Below are 18,306 nucleotides of genomic sequence, written 5' to 3'. Positions count from 1 at the left end.
TATAGGTCTTAAAAATTGATGGAGAATAAGGATGTTACTTAATAAAGAGGACTCACTTTTATTACTGGTTGATGTACAGGAAAAATTAACACCAGCGGTTCTAAATAGTGAAGCATTTATTTCGCGCTGTGAATGGCTATTAAAATTAGCTAGAAAAATCGGCGTACCTATTTTGGTAAGTGAGCAATATCCGCAAGGTCTTGGTTCAACTCTGCAGCAATTTCAATCTTATTTTGATCCCCAACAATGTATTGATAAAGTAAGTTTTTCTTGTATGGGTGAACCTAAATACCAAGAGCAATTAAAAAAGCATCATAAAAAGCAATTAATCCTCATTGGCATTGAAACTCATGTTTGTGTTTTACAGACTGCCTTAGAAATGAAAGCGGCTGGATTTGAGGTTTTTGTTGTGGTTGATGCAGTAAGTTGTCGTGGTGAACAAAATATGAAATATGGACTGAAACGAATGAAAAATGAAGGCGTTCATTTGGTTACTTCCGAAATGGTATTTTTTGAGTGGTTAAGAAAGGCAGGGACTCCTGAATTCAAACAATTGAGTAAGGAGTTTTTTTAGGAGAGTTTGCATCTAATGTGCCAAAACCTTGTTCATTTTTGTCTGGGTGCAGCAAAGTGAGGGTTAACAAATCCCGGGTTCCGCTTCGCTGCACCCAGACTATAAATTATGGAGAATAATAGTGAATTTTACGAATCAAATCGCATTGATAACCGGTGGTGCTTCGGGCATGGGGAAAGCAAGCGTTCAATACCTGCGAAAGCGAGGAATGCGAGTTGTGGCATGGGATAAACAAGTAGACGACCACAGCGAAGCTGATTTATTCATCAGTTGTGACGTGACCAGTGATGAATCTGTCGAGAAGTCAATGCAACAAACGGTGGAACAATTGGGAGTCCCAAGAGTTTGCGTTAATTGTGCAGGCATTGCTCCAGCAAAGCGTATTGTGGGAAAAGATGGAGCTATGCCTTTAGCAGCTTTTAAACAAGTTATCGATGTAAATTTAATTGGTACGTTCAATGTGATGAGGATTGCAGCTCATGCCATGAGCAGTTTGGAACTGGAGAGTAGTTCACAGGAGCGAGGAGTCATTATTAACACGGCTTCCATTGCCGCATTTGAAGGACAAATTGGCCAAGCCGCATACAGTGCCTCAAAGGGTGGAGTTGTTGCAATGACACTTCCAGCTGCACGTGAATTAGCTCAGTTTGCTATACGGGTAAATACTATTGCCCCTGGATTAATTGCTACTCCTATGCTGTTGAATATGCCGCAAGAAGTACAAGACAATTTGATTGCGACTATGACTTTTCCCAAACGGTTTGGGAAACCGGATGAATTTGCTTCATTGGTTGCGCATATCATTGAAAATGGGATGATAAATGGTGAAGTGATTCGTTTGGATGGAGCACTTCGTATGCGATAAGTTCTTTATTTACTGTGGAGATCCCGCACCACGTGCGGGATGGCGAATCTTTAGCTATTGTCCCCTGGATGGAGGAAATCCAAGAAGCTATTTTTTTTCTTATTTAACTTAAAATTTTAAAAGCCCTTTTTATATGAGAAGTCTAAAGTTTTTTCTAAGGCGGGCGTTACCGTAGTTGCCCCCTCAAACATTTTTAAATTTCTTTTCTTACTCGGCTTAGATTCTAAATCATCTATGGAAGTAAGAATCATTTCATCATCCTCATCATTCGCTTCAGACAATTTATCGACGTAATAAGGGTTAATTTCTTGAGTATCGACCAAAACGACCTGTTTCGGTGGCGTGCCTTGAAGTCCTTGTTCCCAACCCATCACAAGTTTTTGTTTGTTCGCTTTAACCAGTCCATCATGTTCACCTAAATCAACCCAACGATGTCCCGAACTATCCACAATCAAATCGGCTTTATAAGCAGCTATCTCGGTATAAATTCCTTCCTCAGCTAATTTTAATTGGAGTTCTTCAATAAATTTTCTCGCTCCTCCAAGATGGCATGCGAGGAACGTAATTCGTTTGACGGCGCTTAAAGAACAATCTTCCACTAAACGTTCTACCAGCATCTCTACATCACAACCTGAAAATTCTTGTTCTCCTTGGGCACTATGACCAATTAAGCATAAACGGGATTGAGAGGTGAGTTGACTCAGATCAGGATAACTTTCAAGTCGAGAAGAGTAGAATAATTGATTTTCTTCTTTAAAAAGCTCTCCTAATAAGTTTTTATAGTTCTCCTTTATTGCTTTATCTTGGGTTTCGTGATCCGAGAAAAATTCCATTACTACGGAAGAATCATATTTTTTTGAAAACAATTTCATATTAATACAAATTAAAAACTTTATCCTATTATACATATTTTTGATTTTATTGTGTAAAAATAATTCTATTTATGTAGGTTGTTTCTGGGAACGAGGTTTGTTGGAGGTTTTTCTGGGTTCAGCTTTTGCTCTCACCCAGAAGGAAAATGAATTGTATTATTCTAAGCTTCTTGATGATGCGAATTTTCTTTTGTTGACTCGATGTTACCTTGGGAAGTATAGACACTAATCGCGTTTGTTTGATTTCCTGACAGTGTATTGACAATTTCTTGACGGACATAAAGATTGTTCGCTATGACTTGTCCATTTACTGCATTTAATTCGCGACAACGTGTAAGAAGTTCGGCTAGGGTGGTATTTAACTGATTGATCTCATTTACCTCTTCAGTACTGCAATCATGAAGAAACTCAGTCAAAGCCTGATTCATCGTTTGATTGGGATTGGTGTGATTAAGAAGCTGCATCCGTTGTTTGGCACTTTCTTCTAGCTTGTTGGATAATTCTTGTTTTTTATTTGCAAACTCCTCAAGGCGGTTAAACTCTCGAGATACTAATATTTCTTTTTCATCAACTAACAAAGAATTGAGCATTTCTATCCAGTTTATTTCTTGTGCCAAACAGCTACTCAATACTTTTTTCTTATTATCCATAATAGCCCTTAGAATTTAAGCAGGTTCTACATTTAACATGTTCATGGCAATTTTGTCACTATCGATCTGATAATTTCCAAGAGCGATTTCGGTTTTAAAATATAAAACTCGAGCAGCATTGATTTCAGATACTTCCTTAAGAGAGTTTTTTATTGCATCTAATTGTTTGGAGGTGTCACTTATACTAACAAATGAAGAAGGGTCTTCAATCAAACTTTTAATTTGTTCTTGATGTTTTGTTTTTAATCGATTGTCTGCCTCTAGAGTTTTCACAGGAGCTGCATCACTGATTTGATTAAACATAATTTATCCTCAAGCAAGTTTGACTTCTAAATGTATCGGCCGTTTTTTTAAAATCTTTAGTAAATTTTACTTAGTTGTTGATTTTTTTAGATAATAACATTCACTTTTTTTGCATCTGTAATTTGAGCTTCAATAATTTTTTTGGAAGAAAGATTACGCACTTTAATGGTTTCACCTAATGAACCATCTTCCATAGCAACACCATCCATACTTATCATTAAATTATTATCATTGACTACAATAGAAACACGTTCTCCTTTATTAATCAATTTTGCTGCCTCAACATTATGAGGATTCAGTGGGCTATTCGGTGAAATATTTTGCTTGCAGATTTGTCCTACTAATAAATCCTTTTCAGTGAAATAGCCTTTGTTCAATCGTTGCACATCCATTTCTGTTTGATAAATGTCATCTATTGTAAGTCGATTCCCTTTTATTAGGGCACGTTTTGCGACATAGATTTTTTTTAATACAGTTATTTTAACGGGAACATATAAGGACCAGTGATTATCATTTTCTTGACATTTAATACCCATAGTATTTGTGCTTAAGATGGGAGTTTGATAGGGGTTAAAGACAACCAATTGATCTTCGGCACATGCTTTGAGATTTAAACGGGAATCAATTTTATCTGCTGTGACTCGAATTCTTCCTTCTTTATATGATGAAAGTTCATTCCGTATATGTTGTTCTATTTTATTCGTCAGTATATCAGGTGACTGTATTGCATCAGCATTTAATCCAGTGCTTGCAAAAAATAGTAAAACACTTAGTATGCACTTGTTCACAAATAATCCCTCTCTGAGTAACTTGCGGTACGTTGCAAATATTGTGCCAAATTTTTGGAGAATACTACATAATGATTCGTTTCAATATTTACGTAATGATTTTACTAATATTCCAACTCCCTGCTTATGCAAATACTCATCATCCACAAGAGTTTTTGCAATCGATTAATGGTACCAAAAATGAAGGGGAACAAATCTATCATCATTTTTGTGCAAATTGTCATGCTAGTAAACCATTAATTCCTCTAGGTGCACCAAGAATTGGCGAAGAAGCAGATTGGAAACTGCGTTTAAAACAAGGGATGAGCGTCCTCTTTAAGCATACGGATGAGGGGTTCAACGCAATGCCTGCACGAGGTGGATGCTTTGAATGTACTGACAAACAGTTAATGAAAGCTATTCGATTTATATTACCAAAGCAATCAAAAAAATAGTCATTTAACAATCTTTAAGCTCATAAAAAAAACACTGTGTAAAAAATATTTATAAAAAACACTAAACCTATTTTTAAATCTCCCGATAAATAAGAAAAAAAGAGGGAGAAATAAAGTGAAAAAATATCTAGTGTTGGTACCAGTGTGTGCTTTAGCAACATCCTGTGTTTCCATGGATAGGTCAGTCCCTGTAGTTGACGATGCTGGTTACACTCATTATACGATGAGTATGAAATCAGACCATAAGGGCTCAAATTACTTTCCTATGAAAAGACCAGCTACAGGAAAAAAAGTCATTGTATTTGACCCTAAAGCCACAGCATGGGCAGCTTATGACAAAGAAGGTAACAGGGTAAATACCGGAAGTGCTTCTGGGGGTAAGGATTTCTGCGAGGATGCAGGTAAACCCTGTCGTACTGTGACTGGGACATTCAGTGTTTATTCTAAAAAAGGTGAAGACTGTACTTCCAGTATTTACCCATTAGAAACAAATGGCGGGGCAAGAATGCCATACTGTATGCATTTCCATGGAGGATATTCAATTCATGCAGCGTACGAAGTACCTAACTACAACGCAAGCCATGGTTGCATCCGTGTTTTACCCAGTGCTGCAAAATGGTTAAACCAAGATTTTGCTGATATTGGTACAACAGTGATTGTTAAGCCCTACTAATCAACGGGATAATCTCCACTACTGCCCTGCGTTAAGCAGGGCTTTTTCATTTATATTTTTCAATTCTTTTGTTATAAATTCATTCATTTTTGCTGACTAATAACTTGATAATAAGAGAATCGCAATTTACTATCGTGTTTTTTGAACCTGGATGCATGCCCTTATGATTCTTTGTATTGATGTTGGAAATTCTCATATCTACGGTGGTGTTTTTGCTGGAGAAGAGATAAAGCTTCGTTTTCGTCATACTTCTACAGTAAGTACCTCTGATGAATTAGGCATCTTTTTGAAAAGTGTTTTAAGAGAAAATAATTGTTCTCCGGAGGCAATTAAACAAATTGGCATTTGTTCTGTAGTTCCTCAAATTGATTATTCATTGCGTTCAGCGTGTGTTAAATATTTTTCTATAGATCCTTTTTTATTGCAGGCGGGGGTTAAAACGGGCCTTAATATCAAATATCGTAATCCTATAGAAGTGGGAGCCGACCGAATTGCCAATGCAATTGCCGCAACGCATAGCCATCCAAACCAAAATGTGATTGTTATTGATTTTGGCACTGCCACTACTTTTTGTGTTATTAGTGCTCAAAAAGCTTATATGGGCGGTGCGATTCTGCCTGGGGTGAGACTTTCAGTTGATGCTTTATCAAAAAATACAGCTAAATTACCCGCTGTAGAAATCATTAAAACTGAAAATTCAGTGGGACGTTCGACTATAGAAAGTATTCAATCTGGTGTTTATTATGGTGCAATTGGCGCTTGCCGCGAATTGATCCAACGCCTAAATCAGGAGGCTTTTGGAGCAGAAAAAGCATTGGTATTAGCAACAGGTGGTTTTGCTTCTTTATTTGAAAAACAAGGTTTGTATGATCATTTAGTTCCTGACTTGGTCCTGCAAGGGATAAGATTAGCAGCCTTGATGAATTAATAAATTTATTATGATTCTATTATCAAACTTTCTTGGTTTCGCTTTTGTAAAGTTCTGAGATTCGAGATCAAAAAACTTATCCTACGAACTTATAACAATACGGCTTTAACCTAAACTCATTTAGAACCGCTTCTAAGTTAAATCGCATGTTTGTGGTTTCTTTTTTAAGAAATCCTTCCTAATTTTCTGCGTAATTAAATAATACCAGGAAGACAGTCATGACGTTTTAAATTCAATAGATGTTTATAATTTATCTATACAAATCAAATTTTAATCATTCGTTGCCTAATCCATAAATAAATTAGTTAAAAAGTGACTTTTTATCTTGACGCATGGAGAAATGTGTTTCTATAGTGTAGAAAAGTGGGGTAAAATAATAAAAAAGTGGAGAATTGTGGAAGGAGAAAAACTTTCACATAAAAAAAACAATGTTTCGTGGAATAAATGCCATCACTATTGATACTAAAGGGCGCTTAGCAATCCCAACGCGTTATCGATCTGCGCTGGGTGCTGAAGAAAAAATCCCTTTAGTGGTGACTATCGATACGGAAGAAACATGTTTATTGCTCTATACCGCGGCTCAATGGCAGATAATTGAAGATAATTTGCAGAAACTGCCCAGTTTTAATGCTGCAGCCCGAAGAATACAACGGTTATTGATTGGACATGCGACAGATGTCGAATTAGATGCGAATGGACGGGTACTTTTGCCCACAGTTTTAAGAAATTATGCACAGTTGGAAAAAGATGTAGTGATGATAGGTCAAGGAAATAAATTTGAAGTATGGAATAAGGATATCTGGGAAGCCCGACGTGAACAATGGTTGGCTGAGGAAAGTTCCGGTACTAGTGGATTACCCGATGAAATGAAAACGTTTTCTTTGTAATGGAAACAAAAATGGCAATGCATCAATCTGTATTACTTCATGAATCCATAGATGGCTTGGCAATTAAAAGCGGAGGCATCTATTTTGACGGTACTTTTGGCCGTGGAGGTCATAGTCGAGAAATTTTGCGTCATTTAAACGAACAAGGTCGTTTATATGCCATAGATAAAGATTTAGAAGCAATTGCATATGCCTCCGAACATTTTGGCCAAGATAAGCGTTTTCATATATTTCAAGGTTCCTTTGCAAAAATTGAAGCGTTTGCTAGCGAGGCTGGGGTGTTGGGAAAAGTAGATGGTATTTTGCTGGATTTAGGGGTGTCTTCACCACAATTGGATAATCCAGAAAGAGGTTTTAGTTTTATGCAGCAAGGACCATTGGATATGCGTATGGATTTATCTCAACCAATGAGTGCAGCACGATTTGTTAATGAAGCCGAAGCAGAGGAAATGGCTTCAGTTTTCAGATTATATGGTGAAGAACGTTTTGCAGGTCGTATTGCCAAGGCAATTGTTGCTGCCAGAAATGTTGCTCCTATTAACACAACTTTGCAATTGGCCGAAATTGTAAAAGAAGCAAATCCCAAATGGGAAAAACACAAACATCCAGCAACACGAGTGTTCCAAGCGATAAGAATTTATATAAATCAAGAGTTAAATGATTTAAAGAGCTGTCTAGAACAATGTCTAAATGTTCTAGCTCCTAAAGGCAGGTTGGCAGTGATTAGTTTTCACTCCCTGGAGGATCGCATAGTAAAACAATTTATGCGTGATAAAGAAGAAGGAGACAAGCCCCCCCCTGAGGTGCCCATTCGTTATGAAGCATTAAAAACTAATTTTAAAAGAATAGGTAAGGCGATTATGCCAAAAGAAGTTGAAGTTAAAGAGAATGTTAGATCTCGAAGTGCTGTACTTAGAATAGGGGAGAAATTAGCATGAACGCTGCAGCGAAAGTAATCAATCAAGGTACCTTATTTAATGGTCAACTAGCTGATATGCATATGTCAAAATCATTATACATGCTGATTATATTATTAGTTGCTGTGTTAGTGAGTGCTTTGGCTGTTGTATACAGTACCAATTCTTACCGAGTGACTTTAAGTAAAGTAGAACAACAAGAACAGTTAACACACTATTTACAGCTGCAATGGGGGCAATTACTCTTAGAACAAGCAAGTCTAGCTACACCAGCGCGAGTTGAAGAATTAGCTACTGAAAAATTACAAATGGTTTTACCAACATCCACAAATACGTATTGGTTACAAGCACAGCAGTAGAAGTTTTGGTTTTAAACGAGTACCATTGCCATTTAGTTTTAGTGTAACGTAGCCTGGGTGTAGCAAGGTGGTAACCTGGGAGTTTTTGTGAATCAAACCCAGGTTATGGCATAGCCTTCATCCTGGCTACAGATGGATAGTATCCATGAAAAACTCAACTCATTTAAACAGACTGATTGTAGTATCTACCTTTTTTTCTTTGGTTCTATTCATTTTGATTTGGCGCATGGTGGATCTCACTGTGTTGCATCGCCAATTTCTCCAAGGGCAAGGTAATGCCCGAAGTTTGCGTGTTGTAGATATTCCTGCTCATCGAGGGATGATCATGGATAGGAATGGTACCCCTTTAGCAATCAGTACCCCTGTAGAATCAGTATGGGTTAATCCAAAGGAGTTTTCACCTGACAAAGAACAATTTATGTCTCTAGCTGAATATTTGAGTTTGACGCCTCAGCAATTAAGTAGAAAAATAGTAGATGCAGAAAAAAAAGAATTGGAATTTCTTTACTTACAAAGACAATTACCTCCTCCCTTGGCTAAAAAAATAAAAACGCTAAAAATCCCAGGTGTTAATTTTCAAAAAGAATTCAAACGTTATTATCCTGATTCGGATAGTATTTCCCAGTTAATTGGATTTACCAATGTCGATGATCAAGGTTTGGAAGGAATTGAGCTTGCTTATCAAGATTGGTTAAAGGGTGTTGTTGGTAAAAAAAGAGTAATTAAAGACCGTTTAGGCCGAATTATTGAAGAATTGGGTGTCATAAAACAGCCACGTCCCGGACGGGATATGGCTTTGAGTATTGATAGGCGTTTGCAATATTTAGCATACAGTGAATTAAATAAAACCGTCGAAGAATTTGCTGCAAAATCGGGTTCTGTGGTCGTAGTTGATACAGAAAATGGTGAAATTCTGGCTATGGCTAACGTCCCCTCCTATAATCCGAATTCGCGAGGGCATTACGATAAAGATACCTATAGAAATAGGGCAGTTACGGATACCTTTGAACCCGGTTCTGTTATTAAAACGTTTAGTATCGCCAGTGCCTTAGAAACGGGTTTATTTACACCGTCTACGATTATAGATACAAATCCGAGTTGGATGAGTGTTCAAGGGCGTACAGTTCGCGATATTCATAATTATGGGGTCCTCGATGTAACGGGTGTATTGCAACACTCAAGTAACGTAGGGGTTACGAAGATGGTTTTAGCAAGTCCTCCAGAGCAATTGATTGGATTACTGCAACGCTGTGGTTTTGGACAACGAACTGAAAGTACTTATCCTGGAGAGAGTGAGGGAGGAATTGTTAGTGTTAAAGATGCAAAACCTTTTGTATTAGCTACATTAAGCTTTGGTTATGGATTGTCAGTTACAGCATTACAATTAGCTAAAGCAAACATGGTTTTTGCAAATCAAGGTAAGTTGATTCCAGTAACGTTACTCCATAATGATCCACCAACTCCAGGCGTGCAGGTAATGAAACCTGAAACAGCGCAACAAGTATTGTCTATGATGGAAGCAGTTTTAGGAAAAGATGGTACGGGAAAAGCAGCAAGGGTACCCGGTTATCGGGTAGCAGGTAAAACCGGTACCGCAAGAGTAGCAGGAAAGGATGGTTATAAAGACCGAAAATATACTGCGAGTTTTATAGGTATTGCACCGGTATCAAAACCTAAGTTTGTTGTAGTGGTAATCATTCATGAACCTTCCCGTAAAGGTTATTATGCTGCAGCAGTTGCCGCTCCCTTGTTTGCTAAAGTGATGTCGGGAGCCTTGCGTTTGTTTAATATACCTACTGATGAGTTGGTAGGTTAAATTCGACTTTAACCGGTCTTTGTAAATAACAGTTTAGCTGAAGCGTAGCGGAAACCGGGATGTTGTATGCTTAGCCTAGGTTTTGCTACGTTTGCACCCTGGCTATTTTTTAGAACTACTAGGAACCTGGTGATGAAACTTTCACATTTATTAAAACCTTGGATGCATCACATAAAATCAGATTGTATTGTTACCGGTCTGGAAAATGACAGCCGTCGGATTAAACCAGGAGACCTGTTTATAGCTTATGCGGGTGCAGCAGCGGATGGCCGGTTCTTTATAAACAAAGCCGTTTCTGCTGGGGCTGTTGCAATTGCTTATGATCCCGCTCATTTTCCCAAGGATGCTATATTACCCCAATCAGTTCCTTGTATTCCTGTTCCAGAGTTAGCGACCCAGCTGGCCGCAATTGCCAAACAGTTTTATGCTAGTCCTGGTAGTTCTTTAAATATAACCGGTGTAACTGGTACCAACGGCAAAACTACAATTGCATATCAATTAGCTCAAGCCCATCGTTTATTAGGACAAGAAGCAGCTTATATTGGTACGATTGGACAAGGAAATGTTGATAAACTTCAATTATTGGATAATACCACCCCTGATTCCCTGTGTTTACAGAAGTTATTACATCAGTATAAGAATCAAGGTATCAGACAAGTGTGTATGGAGGTATCTTCACATGCCCTTGCGCAACATCGAGTTGATGCTATTGAATTTAAGCAAGCTATATTCACCAATCTAACACTGGATCACCTAGATTATCATTTAACTATGGAAAATTATGCGGCCGCAAAAGCAATGTTGTTTGCCCGAGAATCATTGGATTGTGCGATCATAAACCAAGATGATACTTATCAAAGAATCATGGCAGCAGCAGTTAAGCCTCATGCAAAGAAATTAACCTATGGAATACACCAGAATTGTGATGTAAAAGTCGTAGATTGGTCTATGGATATAAAGGGCACCGAAATAGAAGTGCACTCACCATGGGGACAACATCTATTAAGAATAAAAGCTCTTGGACAATTTAATATTTATAATAGCTTGGCTATATTTAGTAGTTTATTGGCTTCTGATTATCACCCTAGTAAGGTTGTAGATGTGATGACACAATTAAAGGCAGCTCCTGGACGAATGGAAATTATTTCCCATGCACCCTATGTGCTGGTTGATTATGCCCATACCCCCGACGCTTTGGAAAATGCGCTACTCACGTTAAATCAATTGAAAAAAGGGCGTTTATGGGTGGTATTTGGTTGTGGTGGTGACCGAGATAAAAGTAAGAGACCGGTGATGGGCGGGGTTGCAAGTAAGCTTGCTGATCAAATCATAATTACTAGTGATAATCCACGTACTGAAGATCCACAAATCATTGTTAATGAGATAGCACAAGGTATTACAAAATCCTCCAATGTCATTAAACTGGTTGATCGTGAAGAAGCAATTGCTTATGCATTAAACGAGGCCGATGAAAATGATGTAATTTTAATTGCAGGCAAGGGGCATGAGGCCTATCAACAGATTGGTTCGGTAAAACATGCTTTTTCCGATCAAGATGTGGTAAAAAAATTGATTCAGAAATAATTTTTTATAAATTTATAAAGATGAGTTTGCGAAAGGGAATTTTTAGTATTTTATAGCCTGGGGTGAAACGCAAATCCGGAGACTAATCCTACTTGCTACTGGTTTAGAATTTCCAGATTCCGCTGCGCTTCGCCAGGCTACACATTTTACTAATGAGCTTTATGTATGTATTGTTTGAACTTCATAGGTGACATTTCTTCATAGTCTTTTATTGCTACTGCAAAAAGATCTGGATCATTTGTTTCGTAGAGGCAAACTAATTCATCACCTTGACCTGACTCTGGAATCCCTGGAGCAGTCAAATCTGCTAAAATGTCATTAGTGATTTCTATAGTTTCTTCTTCAGATTTTGCTTCTACAGGCCCAATAGCAAATCCCCAGCTCGAAGAAGTATTGTAATGGTTGACTGAATAACCAATATAATAATTATAAGCCAGTTGCGAAGCCATTGTAATTCCTACCGATTGAATATCACTCAATTTAGGGCAGACCGGTTCTTCGGCAAAAGCAGATCCGGTGAGCACTAAGGCAACTGCAGCTGAGGTTAAAGTAACTCTTAAAGACATAGTATTTACTCCTTGTTAAATCTAATTATTCCAAATCAATTCAAATTTCTGTGAACTCTGAATATCAAATTTCTATTTATTTATTTATGCGCGTTTAGTAAGTACTGTTTTAATTTCATTGGGCTGATTGCGTAATCTCTTACCGCAACAGAATAAACATAAGGATTGCCTGTGTCATATAAACAAACTAATGTGTCATTATCCAGTTCTAAAGGAAATCCAGGAGTAGCCATGTTATTTAAAATTTCATTTGAAACATCTAAAGCATCATCTTCTGTATCTGCTTGTACGGGTCCAATAGCAAAGCCCCAAGTAGCAGAGTTGAATTGACCGATAGAGAAACCAATGAAATAGTTAGTACCGATCTGTTGAACTTCTGAGAGTCCTTCAGCTTGAAGATCATTCAGATTGGGACAGGCGTTATTTGCGAAAGCAGAACCAGCAAGAACGAACGCTGCTGCTAAGGTTGATAATTTTACTCCTAAAGACATAACACATACTCCTTTGTTTTTTTTTAAAATCCGAAAAAGAGTACCATTTGATCTCCTAATTTACAATGGACACGTTTGGATTTAATAATGGACATCAAGGGGTCAATTTGAACATAAATTGATTTGATTTTTATATATCAAGTAATAATTTGGTTTTATAATCCAAAATTGAGTCAGCAAAGTATTGAGAAAAATCATGTCTTGTTTGGTGATTGGTACGTACGTTTAAGAATGTACTATTCTTGTCCGCAGCCTGTTTTAAGGCTAATGTTTCGTTAAGAGGGTTATAAATTTCTAAAATCGTGTCATACCATGGTTTGTCTTTTTTAAAGCTTAAAATTTGAGGCAAAGAAGGGACTGCAAATTGTGGTAGACTTAACCCCGCGATGTGGTGCAAAGCCGAACTAACCATTGCAACTGCAGCATATTTCGCCTCCAGGCTATGACCTGCAATATGGGGTGTACAGATAGTCGATTTATCGATAATTCGTTTGTTAATCTTCGGTTCATTAAGGTATACATCAGTGCAATAAATAAATGGTTTTGTAGAATGGAGAAGTTCTTCCTCATTAACAATTCCGCCTCGTGCCGCATTAATAATAACGCAACCTGATTTTAATTGATTGAGAAAATTCTGATTTATTAAATTAGTACTAGGATAGGGATGAGTATTATGTAATTCAGCGTGGATACATAGCAGATCCACTTGGTACAATTCCTCCAAACTGCAACTTTGAAAAGCAGCAGGTTCACGCTCTGCTTTGAGAGGATCATAAGTGATGGTTTTAAAATCGGCTGCTTGTAAACGTGCGGCGACTTTGGTTCCCACTTTCCCAAGTCCAATAATGCCTGCTTTATCCCCATGCATAAGATGCTGTTGTTCCAACAAAGCAAGACAGGCTACCACATAATCAGCAACCGCTTGGGCATTGGAGCCTTTTGCATCAATTATTTTGATATTTTGAGAATCTAACCAAATATGATCCAGGTGATCAGTACCACTACTGGCAGTAGCAACATATTGTAAACAATGATTTTTTAATAAAGATTGATTGACTTTGAGAGTAGAACGACACAGGAGAACATCTTGTCCGGGAAGTAACTTAGTTATTTCATCGTGGTGATGATATTTCGTTAAGTTGAACGGATTAGGGAAAGCCTGGTCCAATCCAGGAAGTGAGGCATCAGCAAGAATATTCATAGTGATATTTTTTCCACATCAAAATAGGCACTAAAATTTTGTGTTGAACGATCAAAACGTCACCATTCATATTTTAAAAATGGAGCTTAGTGCAATAAGCCCTAGATTGATTAACGGGGTCAGTATCATGCCTAGAACACCTGTGAATACTAAAATAAGTAAAATAAAAAAGCCATAGGGTTCTATTTTTTCGTAGGCCATAGCTTGTTTAGGGGGTAAAAGGCTACTGACTACTCGACTTCCATCTAGAGGGGGAATTGGGAGTAAATTTAATGCGGCCAAAATTAAATTAATAAATATACCTGCTTGAGCTGTCGCGTAAAGAAAAAGCACCGCCATGGAAGTATTAGGATTTAAGATGAGTGCAATTTTATCACAGGCAGCCCATATAAACGCCATAATAATATTTGCAAAGGGTCCAGCAAGGGTTACCAAAATCATATCACGTCGGGGGTGTCGAAATTGGTTCCAGTTAATAGGGACAGGTTTTGCATAGCCAATGACAAAATTAAATTGAGTTAAAACACCAACTAATAAAGGAATGAGGACAGTACCAATCGGATCAATATGACGTAGAGGATTTAAACTTAATCGGCCAAACATTTTGGCGGTGGTATCGCCGCAACGATATGCAACGTAGGCATGCGCTGCTTCATGTAAGGTGATGGCAAATAATATGGGGATGGCCCAAATACATATTTTTTGAATTAAAGTAAATTCTATCATTAAAAAACTGACCCCTAATCAATGTATTCTGATTCTATCGAATAGTGGCTTCTAATAACAAGTAAAAAGGAGCTAAAGTATCCTTTCCTCATGAGGTCTTTCAATTTTAAAACTATTTTTTTTTTATATATGCAAAATGAACTTCAAGCTATTGATTAAATTGAAGGCACTAAGTTGATTGGTTGATCTATGCGTGATACTATTCTGGCCGAAAATTAACTAGTCTAGGAGACAAAATGCCAATATTAAAAAAATTAGAGCCGGAACTTGTTAAGGCATTGGGCAAAACAAAAAATCTTGAAGAGCAATACGAAACATTGCGTGTTAAGGGCAAAGATGAGTCGCTTAGAGATAATCAAGACGCTATTAAATACGTTGATGACGTAATTAAAAGATATAAATTAATCAAAGGCACATCTCCTAGCTCTTTAGATTTACAAGTACAAAGAGAATCTTATCTTAAGTTATTGAAAGAACATGCCGCTGAAGTCACCGTGCTCTCCTTCTCTAAGCCAGAAGAGGTGGCTTCTCGACTCAAAGAACTAGATTTTGCTCCCGAAACAATTGACTCAATGATTAAAGGTATGGAACAAGCGGGAACTAATGAGGATACATGCATAGCAATTTTGGTATCAATAATCACAAGTGAAATTACACTCGAAAGCTGCGGAAGAAATGAACATGGACATCCTAGCGTAATTCATTTCTAATTTAGGCTTTAGGAATCCGTTATGTTAGTGATGAAGGATTGTGCTATTGAACCAGGGGATATTTTATTTGTAGTCTCAAATAGCGGTAAACCTTGGGTGCGCTTAAAACAGGCGGCCCAATCACTAACTACGGCGGGCAATAAACATGGACATAAAGAAGTAGTTACGGTTTTTGTTTGTACCGGTAAAAATAAATATGGAGTCATCTGTCATAATTATGAACGACAGCTTACCGTATCAACAGCAGAATTCATTAAAAATCTTAAAGAAAGCACTATAGAAGAACTGACCTCATTACTTCTACATTACTGCCAAAAAGAATTCAATGAACCTCAAATAAAGAGAGCCTTAGAACATGGTGCTCAGTGGATGAAGCGATTAGCTGCTTCAATGACTGGAAATGAGGATTCAGAGGAATTAATTGAGCGATTTCTTACTGCAACAAAAGAGCGAAAAGCAAAACTAATTCAGTTACTCGTTACCTTCTGGCGGGCTTCAGGAGAAGCTGAAGTTCTTCCCGCGGTTCATTCAAGCCTATTGGTGTTTAAACATACGGATAGTAAACAAAGAGAGAAATTTCTTAAAGCCTATCTACAGCAAGTTGAAGTGACTGCACAATTACGTAAACAAGGAAAAAGTCGAACCAGTTTTTGGGCTGTGATTAAATCTCTTTTTCAATGGTCGAATCAGCAGGATAAAAAAGACAGAGACAGAATTGCTCCCTCTGATGCAACATTTTGTTCAAAGAACGTGATGCAAGTTTTAAATCAAGTGGACCCTAATCTCGTAAACAGAGGAAGATATGTGCTTCCTAAAACCCTGGAGGCAGGTCTTCGTGAAGCAACACAAAGTAAAAAACAATCAGCAGTAAATCAGGAACAGTTTGACGATTTTGAAGCGATGATTACAGCGCAAGAGCAACTTCTTCCTCCCTTTAGACTGCAAATTTTACCTGCAACTGGGACAGAGCTAATGAGTACATTATTAGCAGTGGTTGATAATGAAATTGAGCGTATTGAAAATAAACGCTGGGGTAATGAAGAGGATAGAAAAAAAGCAACTGAGTTGAAACAATATCTTTTGCCCTTTCGAGCCTCAAAATATCAAAAGTATCCCATAAATTTGCAGGTTGATACTGCTTTAAAGCTTATAGCAACCTTATTACCCATCCTAAAGAGGAAAACAGGTTGGTTGGGCGAGTGGTTTCCCGCAACTTCCTACGCCAATGTGAGGGCATTTGCCCGCACCCAAGGTATTTTTGACGGAGACATTCGTCAAGCTTTAGAAAAGTTAAAGAGCGATGCTTCAATTGAAGGGGATATGCAAGAAGGGGTTGATGATCTTGAACAAACCTCTACGCTTGATCTACAAGGGGACGTGCAAGACGAAGAGATTGACAATGATCTTGAACAAACCCCTACGGGTCAAATTTATATTCTTTCTGATTGGTCATTTTCGAGTTGGTCAACGAATAAACGTAAGCTGATTTTAGAGCATATGCTTGGATTGCTTGCTGAAGGACATCAATTATATACCTGGGAAAATGGACAACTAATCCAAAAGAATAAACAGTCTCTAAAAAATGCCATCAATGGAAATGATTTTAATGATTTGCTGGCTCCCAAATTAAAACCCGCAAATCAGGGTACAATACTTGCGCAAGCTCAATATCAACACTTCGATACAACAAAAATCCATTTTCTTGATTATAAAGTCTGTCGAGAGTTAGCAGATGATCGGGAATCTTTTGAGACACATCTAGATCAGGTTGCTGCAATATTTTCACCAAAACTGGATGTGAATAATTTAAATCAGACCAAAGAAACAATTATCGATGTAGAGCTTGCAAATTCTGCATATGATCAAAAAGTACGATTAGAAATGCTGATCTTAAAAAAAGAAATCGCTACTCGAAACGCAATAAAACAAAAAACATACCAAAGTGGTATTGATACCCGGGCTTTCGTGTCCCAATCCTCCTATAGAGCACCTATATTTAAACCTGTTGATTTACTGACTAAAACCCCATCCCCCAAATACTACCGAAATGAAGTATATTCTGAGCTAGTAATTCATAAAGATCCCTCATCTCCATTCCAATATTTTGAGTTAGTGGGAATGAATGCCACCGAAAATTTGGTAAATATTAAATATGAGTTTCATCCTGAAGGAATAACAGAAAAGCTAATTAATAAAAGAAAAAAAGAATCAAAACTAATTTTATTTGAAGGCCAGAAAAAATTAAGTTTGACAGAAAATTGGCAGGCCTTGCCCTCTTTACATCCAGGCGAGATCTTATTGGATATCGCAATTAAAGGATTAAAAAAAGACGATTTTGAAATAAAGTACTCTAAGGAAAATCGGTTGCATTATATTCGCTTACTTAAACCCACGGCTGAGCCGCAAGAAGTTCTTACAAATTTATTGCTTCGCATGCCCAAGCAGTATCGAGTAAATCCTATTTTTAATACGCTATCTAACTTATCTTCTGAGCATCAACAGATTCATCGCTTACTTATGAAATATCTTAAGTTTGGTAGAGATCATGGAAAACTACGTAATGCCATTGGCGTCACGGTACATAACGGTAATGAATATCTTGAGGAAGCAAGAAAATTAGGTGTGGCAAGTTGCCGGTTGAGAGCTATTGCTTTTAAGGAAGAAATGCAACGTTTATATCCCGAGATTCCTGTATGTATTGACGCTAATCCTGATCATTGTTTTATTGAGATGGAGATTGATGGTCAATGGGAGAGATATTGCCTGGGAGGGTATAGAGACACTCCAAGTTTAGTGGACTCAGCTATGGAGGATACTTTTGCCTCGCTACACTTTAATCCTAAACCACAATATTTCTTTACCCAAAAAACGAAGCGGCAACCACAAATTGTGGATGATGAGATGTTTATTAACAATTTTGCTTAGTAAGAACAGCCTAGGTTAATATTTTCAATGAAGTAAA

At 37.5% G+C, this 18,306-nt stretch carries 20 protein-coding genes; 12 read left to right on the top strand and 8 right to left on the bottom strand.

Going from position 1 to position 18,306, the window contains the following annotated elements; translation table 11 throughout:
- Positions 1 to 31: 31 nt before the first annotated feature.
- Both ACWTE2_RS26865 and ACWTE2_RS26860 read left to right on the top strand, forming a co-directional pair.
- Positions 32 to 574: a hydrolase gene (locus ACWTE2_RS26865; RefSeq protein WP_182392950.1), complete on the top strand. Its 543-nt coding sequence runs from the start codon at positions 32 to 34 to the stop codon at positions 572 to 574.
- A gap of 121 nt (positions 575 to 695) precedes the next feature.
- Positions 696 to 1,439, top strand: a complete 744-nt coding sequence (locus tag ACWTE2_RS26860; RefSeq protein WP_182392951.1) for an SDR family NAD(P)-dependent oxidoreductase — start codon at positions 696 to 698, stop codon at positions 1,437 to 1,439.
- A 116-nt stretch (positions 1,440 to 1,555) separates the two neighbouring features.
- Here ACWTE2_RS26860 and ACWTE2_RS26855 read toward each other — a convergent pair whose 3' ends face one another.
- From ACWTE2_RS26855 to flgA, 4 genes are all read right to left on the bottom strand, one after another.
- Entirely contained in the window at positions 1,556 to 2,311 is a 756-nt protein-coding gene (locus tag ACWTE2_RS26855) for a C80 family cysteine peptidase (RefSeq protein WP_454785169.1), read from the bottom strand.
- 161 nt (positions 2,312 to 2,472) lie between these two features.
- Positions 2,473 to 2,961: a flagella synthesis protein FlgN gene (locus ACWTE2_RS26850; protein ID WP_454785168.1), complete on the bottom strand. Its 489-nt coding sequence runs from the start codon at positions 2,959 to 2,961 to the stop codon at positions 2,473 to 2,475.
- A gap of 15 nt (positions 2,962 to 2,976) precedes the next feature.
- A complete protein-coding gene (gene flgM, locus ACWTE2_RS26845; RefSeq protein WP_454785167.1) occupies positions 2,977 to 3,264 on the bottom strand; it encodes a flagellar biosynthesis anti-sigma factor FlgM in 288 nt (95 codons plus the stop codon).
- A gap of 86 nt (positions 3,265 to 3,350) precedes the next feature.
- A complete protein-coding gene (gene flgA, locus ACWTE2_RS26840) occupies positions 3,351 to 4,052 on the bottom strand; it encodes a flagellar basal body P-ring formation chaperone FlgA (protein WP_454785166.1) in 702 nt (233 codons plus the stop codon).
- A 71-nt stretch (positions 4,053 to 4,123) separates the two neighbouring features.
- On the opposite strand from flgA, the gene ACWTE2_RS26835 reads away from it, so the two are divergent.
- From ACWTE2_RS26835 to ACWTE2_RS26800, 8 genes are all read left to right on the top strand, one after another.
- The gene (locus ACWTE2_RS26835; RefSeq protein ID WP_370530108.1) at positions 4,124 to 4,486 is read left to right on the top strand and encodes a c-type cytochrome; all 363 of its coding nucleotides are present in this window, start codon (positions 4,124 to 4,126) and stop codon (positions 4,484 to 4,486) included.
- A 115-nt stretch (positions 4,487 to 4,601) separates the two neighbouring features.
- Positions 4,602 to 5,159, top strand: a complete 558-nt coding sequence (locus ACWTE2_RS26830) for a L,D-transpeptidase (RefSeq protein ID WP_454785165.1) — start codon at positions 4,602 to 4,604, stop codon at positions 5,157 to 5,159.
- 163 nt (positions 5,160 to 5,322) lie between these two features.
- The gene (locus ACWTE2_RS26825; protein ID WP_182393613.1) at positions 5,323 to 6,087 is read left to right on the top strand and encodes a type III pantothenate kinase; all 765 of its coding nucleotides are present in this window, start codon (positions 5,323 to 5,325) and stop codon (positions 6,085 to 6,087) included.
- A gap of 428 nt (positions 6,088 to 6,515) precedes the next feature.
- Positions 6,516 to 6,974 carry a division/cell wall cluster transcriptional repressor MraZ gene (mraZ, locus tag ACWTE2_RS26820; protein ID WP_182392957.1) on the top strand — a complete coding sequence of 153 codons (459 nt, stop codon included), beginning with the start codon at positions 6,516 to 6,518 and terminating at the stop codon, positions 6,972 to 6,974.
- An 11-nt stretch (positions 6,975 to 6,985) separates the two neighbouring features.
- Positions 6,986 to 7,912, top strand: a complete 927-nt coding sequence (gene rsmH, locus ACWTE2_RS26815) for a 16S rRNA (cytosine(1402)-N(4))-methyltransferase RsmH (protein WP_182392958.1) — start codon at positions 6,986 to 6,988, stop codon at positions 7,910 to 7,912.
- Positions 7,909 to 8,250 (top strand): cell division protein FtsL, encoded by a 342-nt coding sequence (ftsL, locus tag ACWTE2_RS26810; RefSeq protein WP_454785164.1) that lies wholly within the window; start codon positions 7,909 to 7,911, stop codon positions 8,248 to 8,250. The genes rsmH and ftsL overlap by 4 nt, the downstream gene beginning before the upstream one ends.
- Before the next feature lie 145 nt (positions 8,251 to 8,395).
- The gene (locus ACWTE2_RS26805; protein ID WP_454785163.1) at positions 8,396 to 10,066 is read left to right on the top strand and encodes a peptidoglycan D,D-transpeptidase FtsI family protein; all 1,671 of its coding nucleotides are present in this window, start codon (positions 8,396 to 8,398) and stop codon (positions 10,064 to 10,066) included.
- 132 nt (positions 10,067 to 10,198) lie between these two features.
- Positions 10,199 to 11,650, top strand: coding sequence for a UDP-N-acetylmuramoyl-L-alanyl-D-glutamate--2,6-diaminopimelate ligase (locus ACWTE2_RS26800; protein ID WP_454785162.1), 1,452 nt, complete (start codon positions 10,199 to 10,201; stop codon positions 11,648 to 11,650).
- A gap of 149 nt (positions 11,651 to 11,799) precedes the next feature.
- Here ACWTE2_RS26800 and ACWTE2_RS26795 read toward each other — a convergent pair whose 3' ends face one another.
- The 4 genes from ACWTE2_RS26795 to ACWTE2_RS26780 all read right to left on the bottom strand — a co-directional run bounded on the left by ACWTE2_RS26795 (position 11,800) and on the right by ACWTE2_RS26780 (position 14,634).
- Positions 11,800 to 12,216, bottom strand: a complete 417-nt coding sequence (locus ACWTE2_RS26795; protein WP_454785161.1) for a DUF4949 domain-containing protein — start codon at positions 12,214 to 12,216, stop codon at positions 11,800 to 11,802.
- 80 nt (positions 12,217 to 12,296) lie between these two features.
- A complete protein-coding gene (locus tag ACWTE2_RS26790) occupies positions 12,297 to 12,707 on the bottom strand; it encodes a DUF4949 domain-containing protein (RefSeq protein WP_454785160.1) in 411 nt (136 codons plus the stop codon).
- Positions 12,708 to 12,837: 130 nt separating this feature from the next.
- Entirely contained in the window at positions 12,838 to 13,908 is a 1,071-nt protein-coding gene (locus ACWTE2_RS26785) for an NAD(P)-dependent oxidoreductase (RefSeq protein ID WP_454785159.1), read from the bottom strand.
- Positions 13,909 to 13,974: 66 nt separating this feature from the next.
- Positions 13,975 to 14,634, bottom strand: a complete 660-nt coding sequence (locus ACWTE2_RS26780) for a site-2 protease family protein (protein ID WP_454785158.1) — start codon at positions 14,632 to 14,634, stop codon at positions 13,975 to 13,977.
- 236 nt (positions 14,635 to 14,870) lie between these two features.
- Here ACWTE2_RS26780 and ACWTE2_RS26775 point away from each other — a divergent pair, with 236 nt between their 5' ends.
- Positions 14,871 to 15,344: a coiled coil protein gene (locus ACWTE2_RS26775; RefSeq protein WP_454785157.1), complete on the top strand. Its 474-nt coding sequence runs from the start codon at positions 14,871 to 14,873 to the stop codon at positions 15,342 to 15,344.
- Between the two features lie 21 nt (positions 15,345 to 15,365).
- Positions 15,366 to 18,269 carry a hypothetical protein gene (locus tag ACWTE2_RS26770; RefSeq protein ID WP_454785156.1) on the top strand — a complete coding sequence of 968 codons (2,904 nt, stop codon included), beginning with the start codon at positions 15,366 to 15,368 and terminating at the stop codon, positions 18,267 to 18,269.
- The last annotated feature ends 37 nt before the right edge of the window (positions 18,270 to 18,306 follow it).

It is taken from the genome of Legionella nigrisilvae (assembly GCF_977063395.2).
Note: the sequence above shows the minus strand (reverse complement) of the source record. Positions and strands in the feature narration are given on the sequence as shown.

Coding starts and splice junctions, on each gene's coding strand:
- ACWTE2_RS26865 (WP_182392950.1), top strand. CDS start 32: ATGTTACTTAATAAAGAGGACTCACTTTTATTACTGGTTGATGTACAG.
- ACWTE2_RS26855 (WP_454785169.1), bottom strand. CDS start 2,311: ATGAAATTGTTTTCAAAAAAATATGATTCTTCCGTAGTAATGGAATTT.
- ACWTE2_RS26850 (WP_454785168.1), bottom strand. CDS start 2,961: ATGGATAATAAGAAAAAAGTATTGAGTAGCTGTTTGGCACAAGAAATA.
- flgM (WP_454785167.1), bottom strand. CDS start 3,264: ATGTTTAATCAAATCAGTGATGCAGCTCCTGTGAAAACTCTAGAGGCA.
- ACWTE2_RS26835 (WP_370530108.1), top strand. CDS start 4,124: ATGATTCGTTTCAATATTTACGTAATGATTTTACTAATATTCCAACTC.
- ACWTE2_RS26825 (WP_182393613.1), top strand. CDS start 5,323: ATGATTCTTTGTATTGATGTTGGAAATTCTCATATCTACGGTGGTGTT.
- mraZ (WP_182392957.1), top strand. CDS start 6,516: ATGTTTCGTGGAATAAATGCCATCACTATTGATACTAAAGGGCGCTTA.
- rsmH (WP_182392958.1), top strand. CDS start 6,986: ATGGCAATGCATCAATCTGTATTACTTCATGAATCCATAGATGGCTTG.
- ftsL (WP_454785164.1), top strand. CDS start 7,909: ATGAACGCTGCAGCGAAAGTAATCAATCAAGGTACCTTATTTAATGGT.
- ACWTE2_RS26805 (WP_454785163.1), top strand. CDS start 8,396: ATGAAAAACTCAACTCATTTAAACAGACTGATTGTAGTATCTACCTTT.
- ACWTE2_RS26800 (WP_454785162.1), top strand. CDS start 10,199: ATGAAACTTTCACATTTATTAAAACCTTGGATGCATCACATAAAATCA.
- ACWTE2_RS26795 (WP_454785161.1), bottom strand. CDS start 12,216: ATGTCTTTAAGAGTTACTTTAACCTCAGCTGCAGTTGCCTTAGTGCTC.
- ACWTE2_RS26790 (WP_454785160.1), bottom strand. CDS start 12,707: ATGTCTTTAGGAGTAAAATTATCAACCTTAGCAGCAGCGTTCGTTCTT.
- ACWTE2_RS26785 (WP_454785159.1), bottom strand. CDS start 13,908: ATGAATATTCTTGCTGATGCCTCACTTCCTGGATTGGACCAGGCTTTC.
- ACWTE2_RS26780 (WP_454785158.1), bottom strand. CDS start 14,634: ATGATAGAATTTACTTTAATTCAAAAAATATGTATTTGGGCCATCCCC.
- ACWTE2_RS26775 (WP_454785157.1), top strand. CDS start 14,871: ATGCCAATATTAAAAAAATTAGAGCCGGAACTTGTTAAGGCATTGGGC.
- ACWTE2_RS26770 (WP_454785156.1), top strand. CDS start 15,366: ATGTTAGTGATGAAGGATTGTGCTATTGAACCAGGGGATATTTTATTT.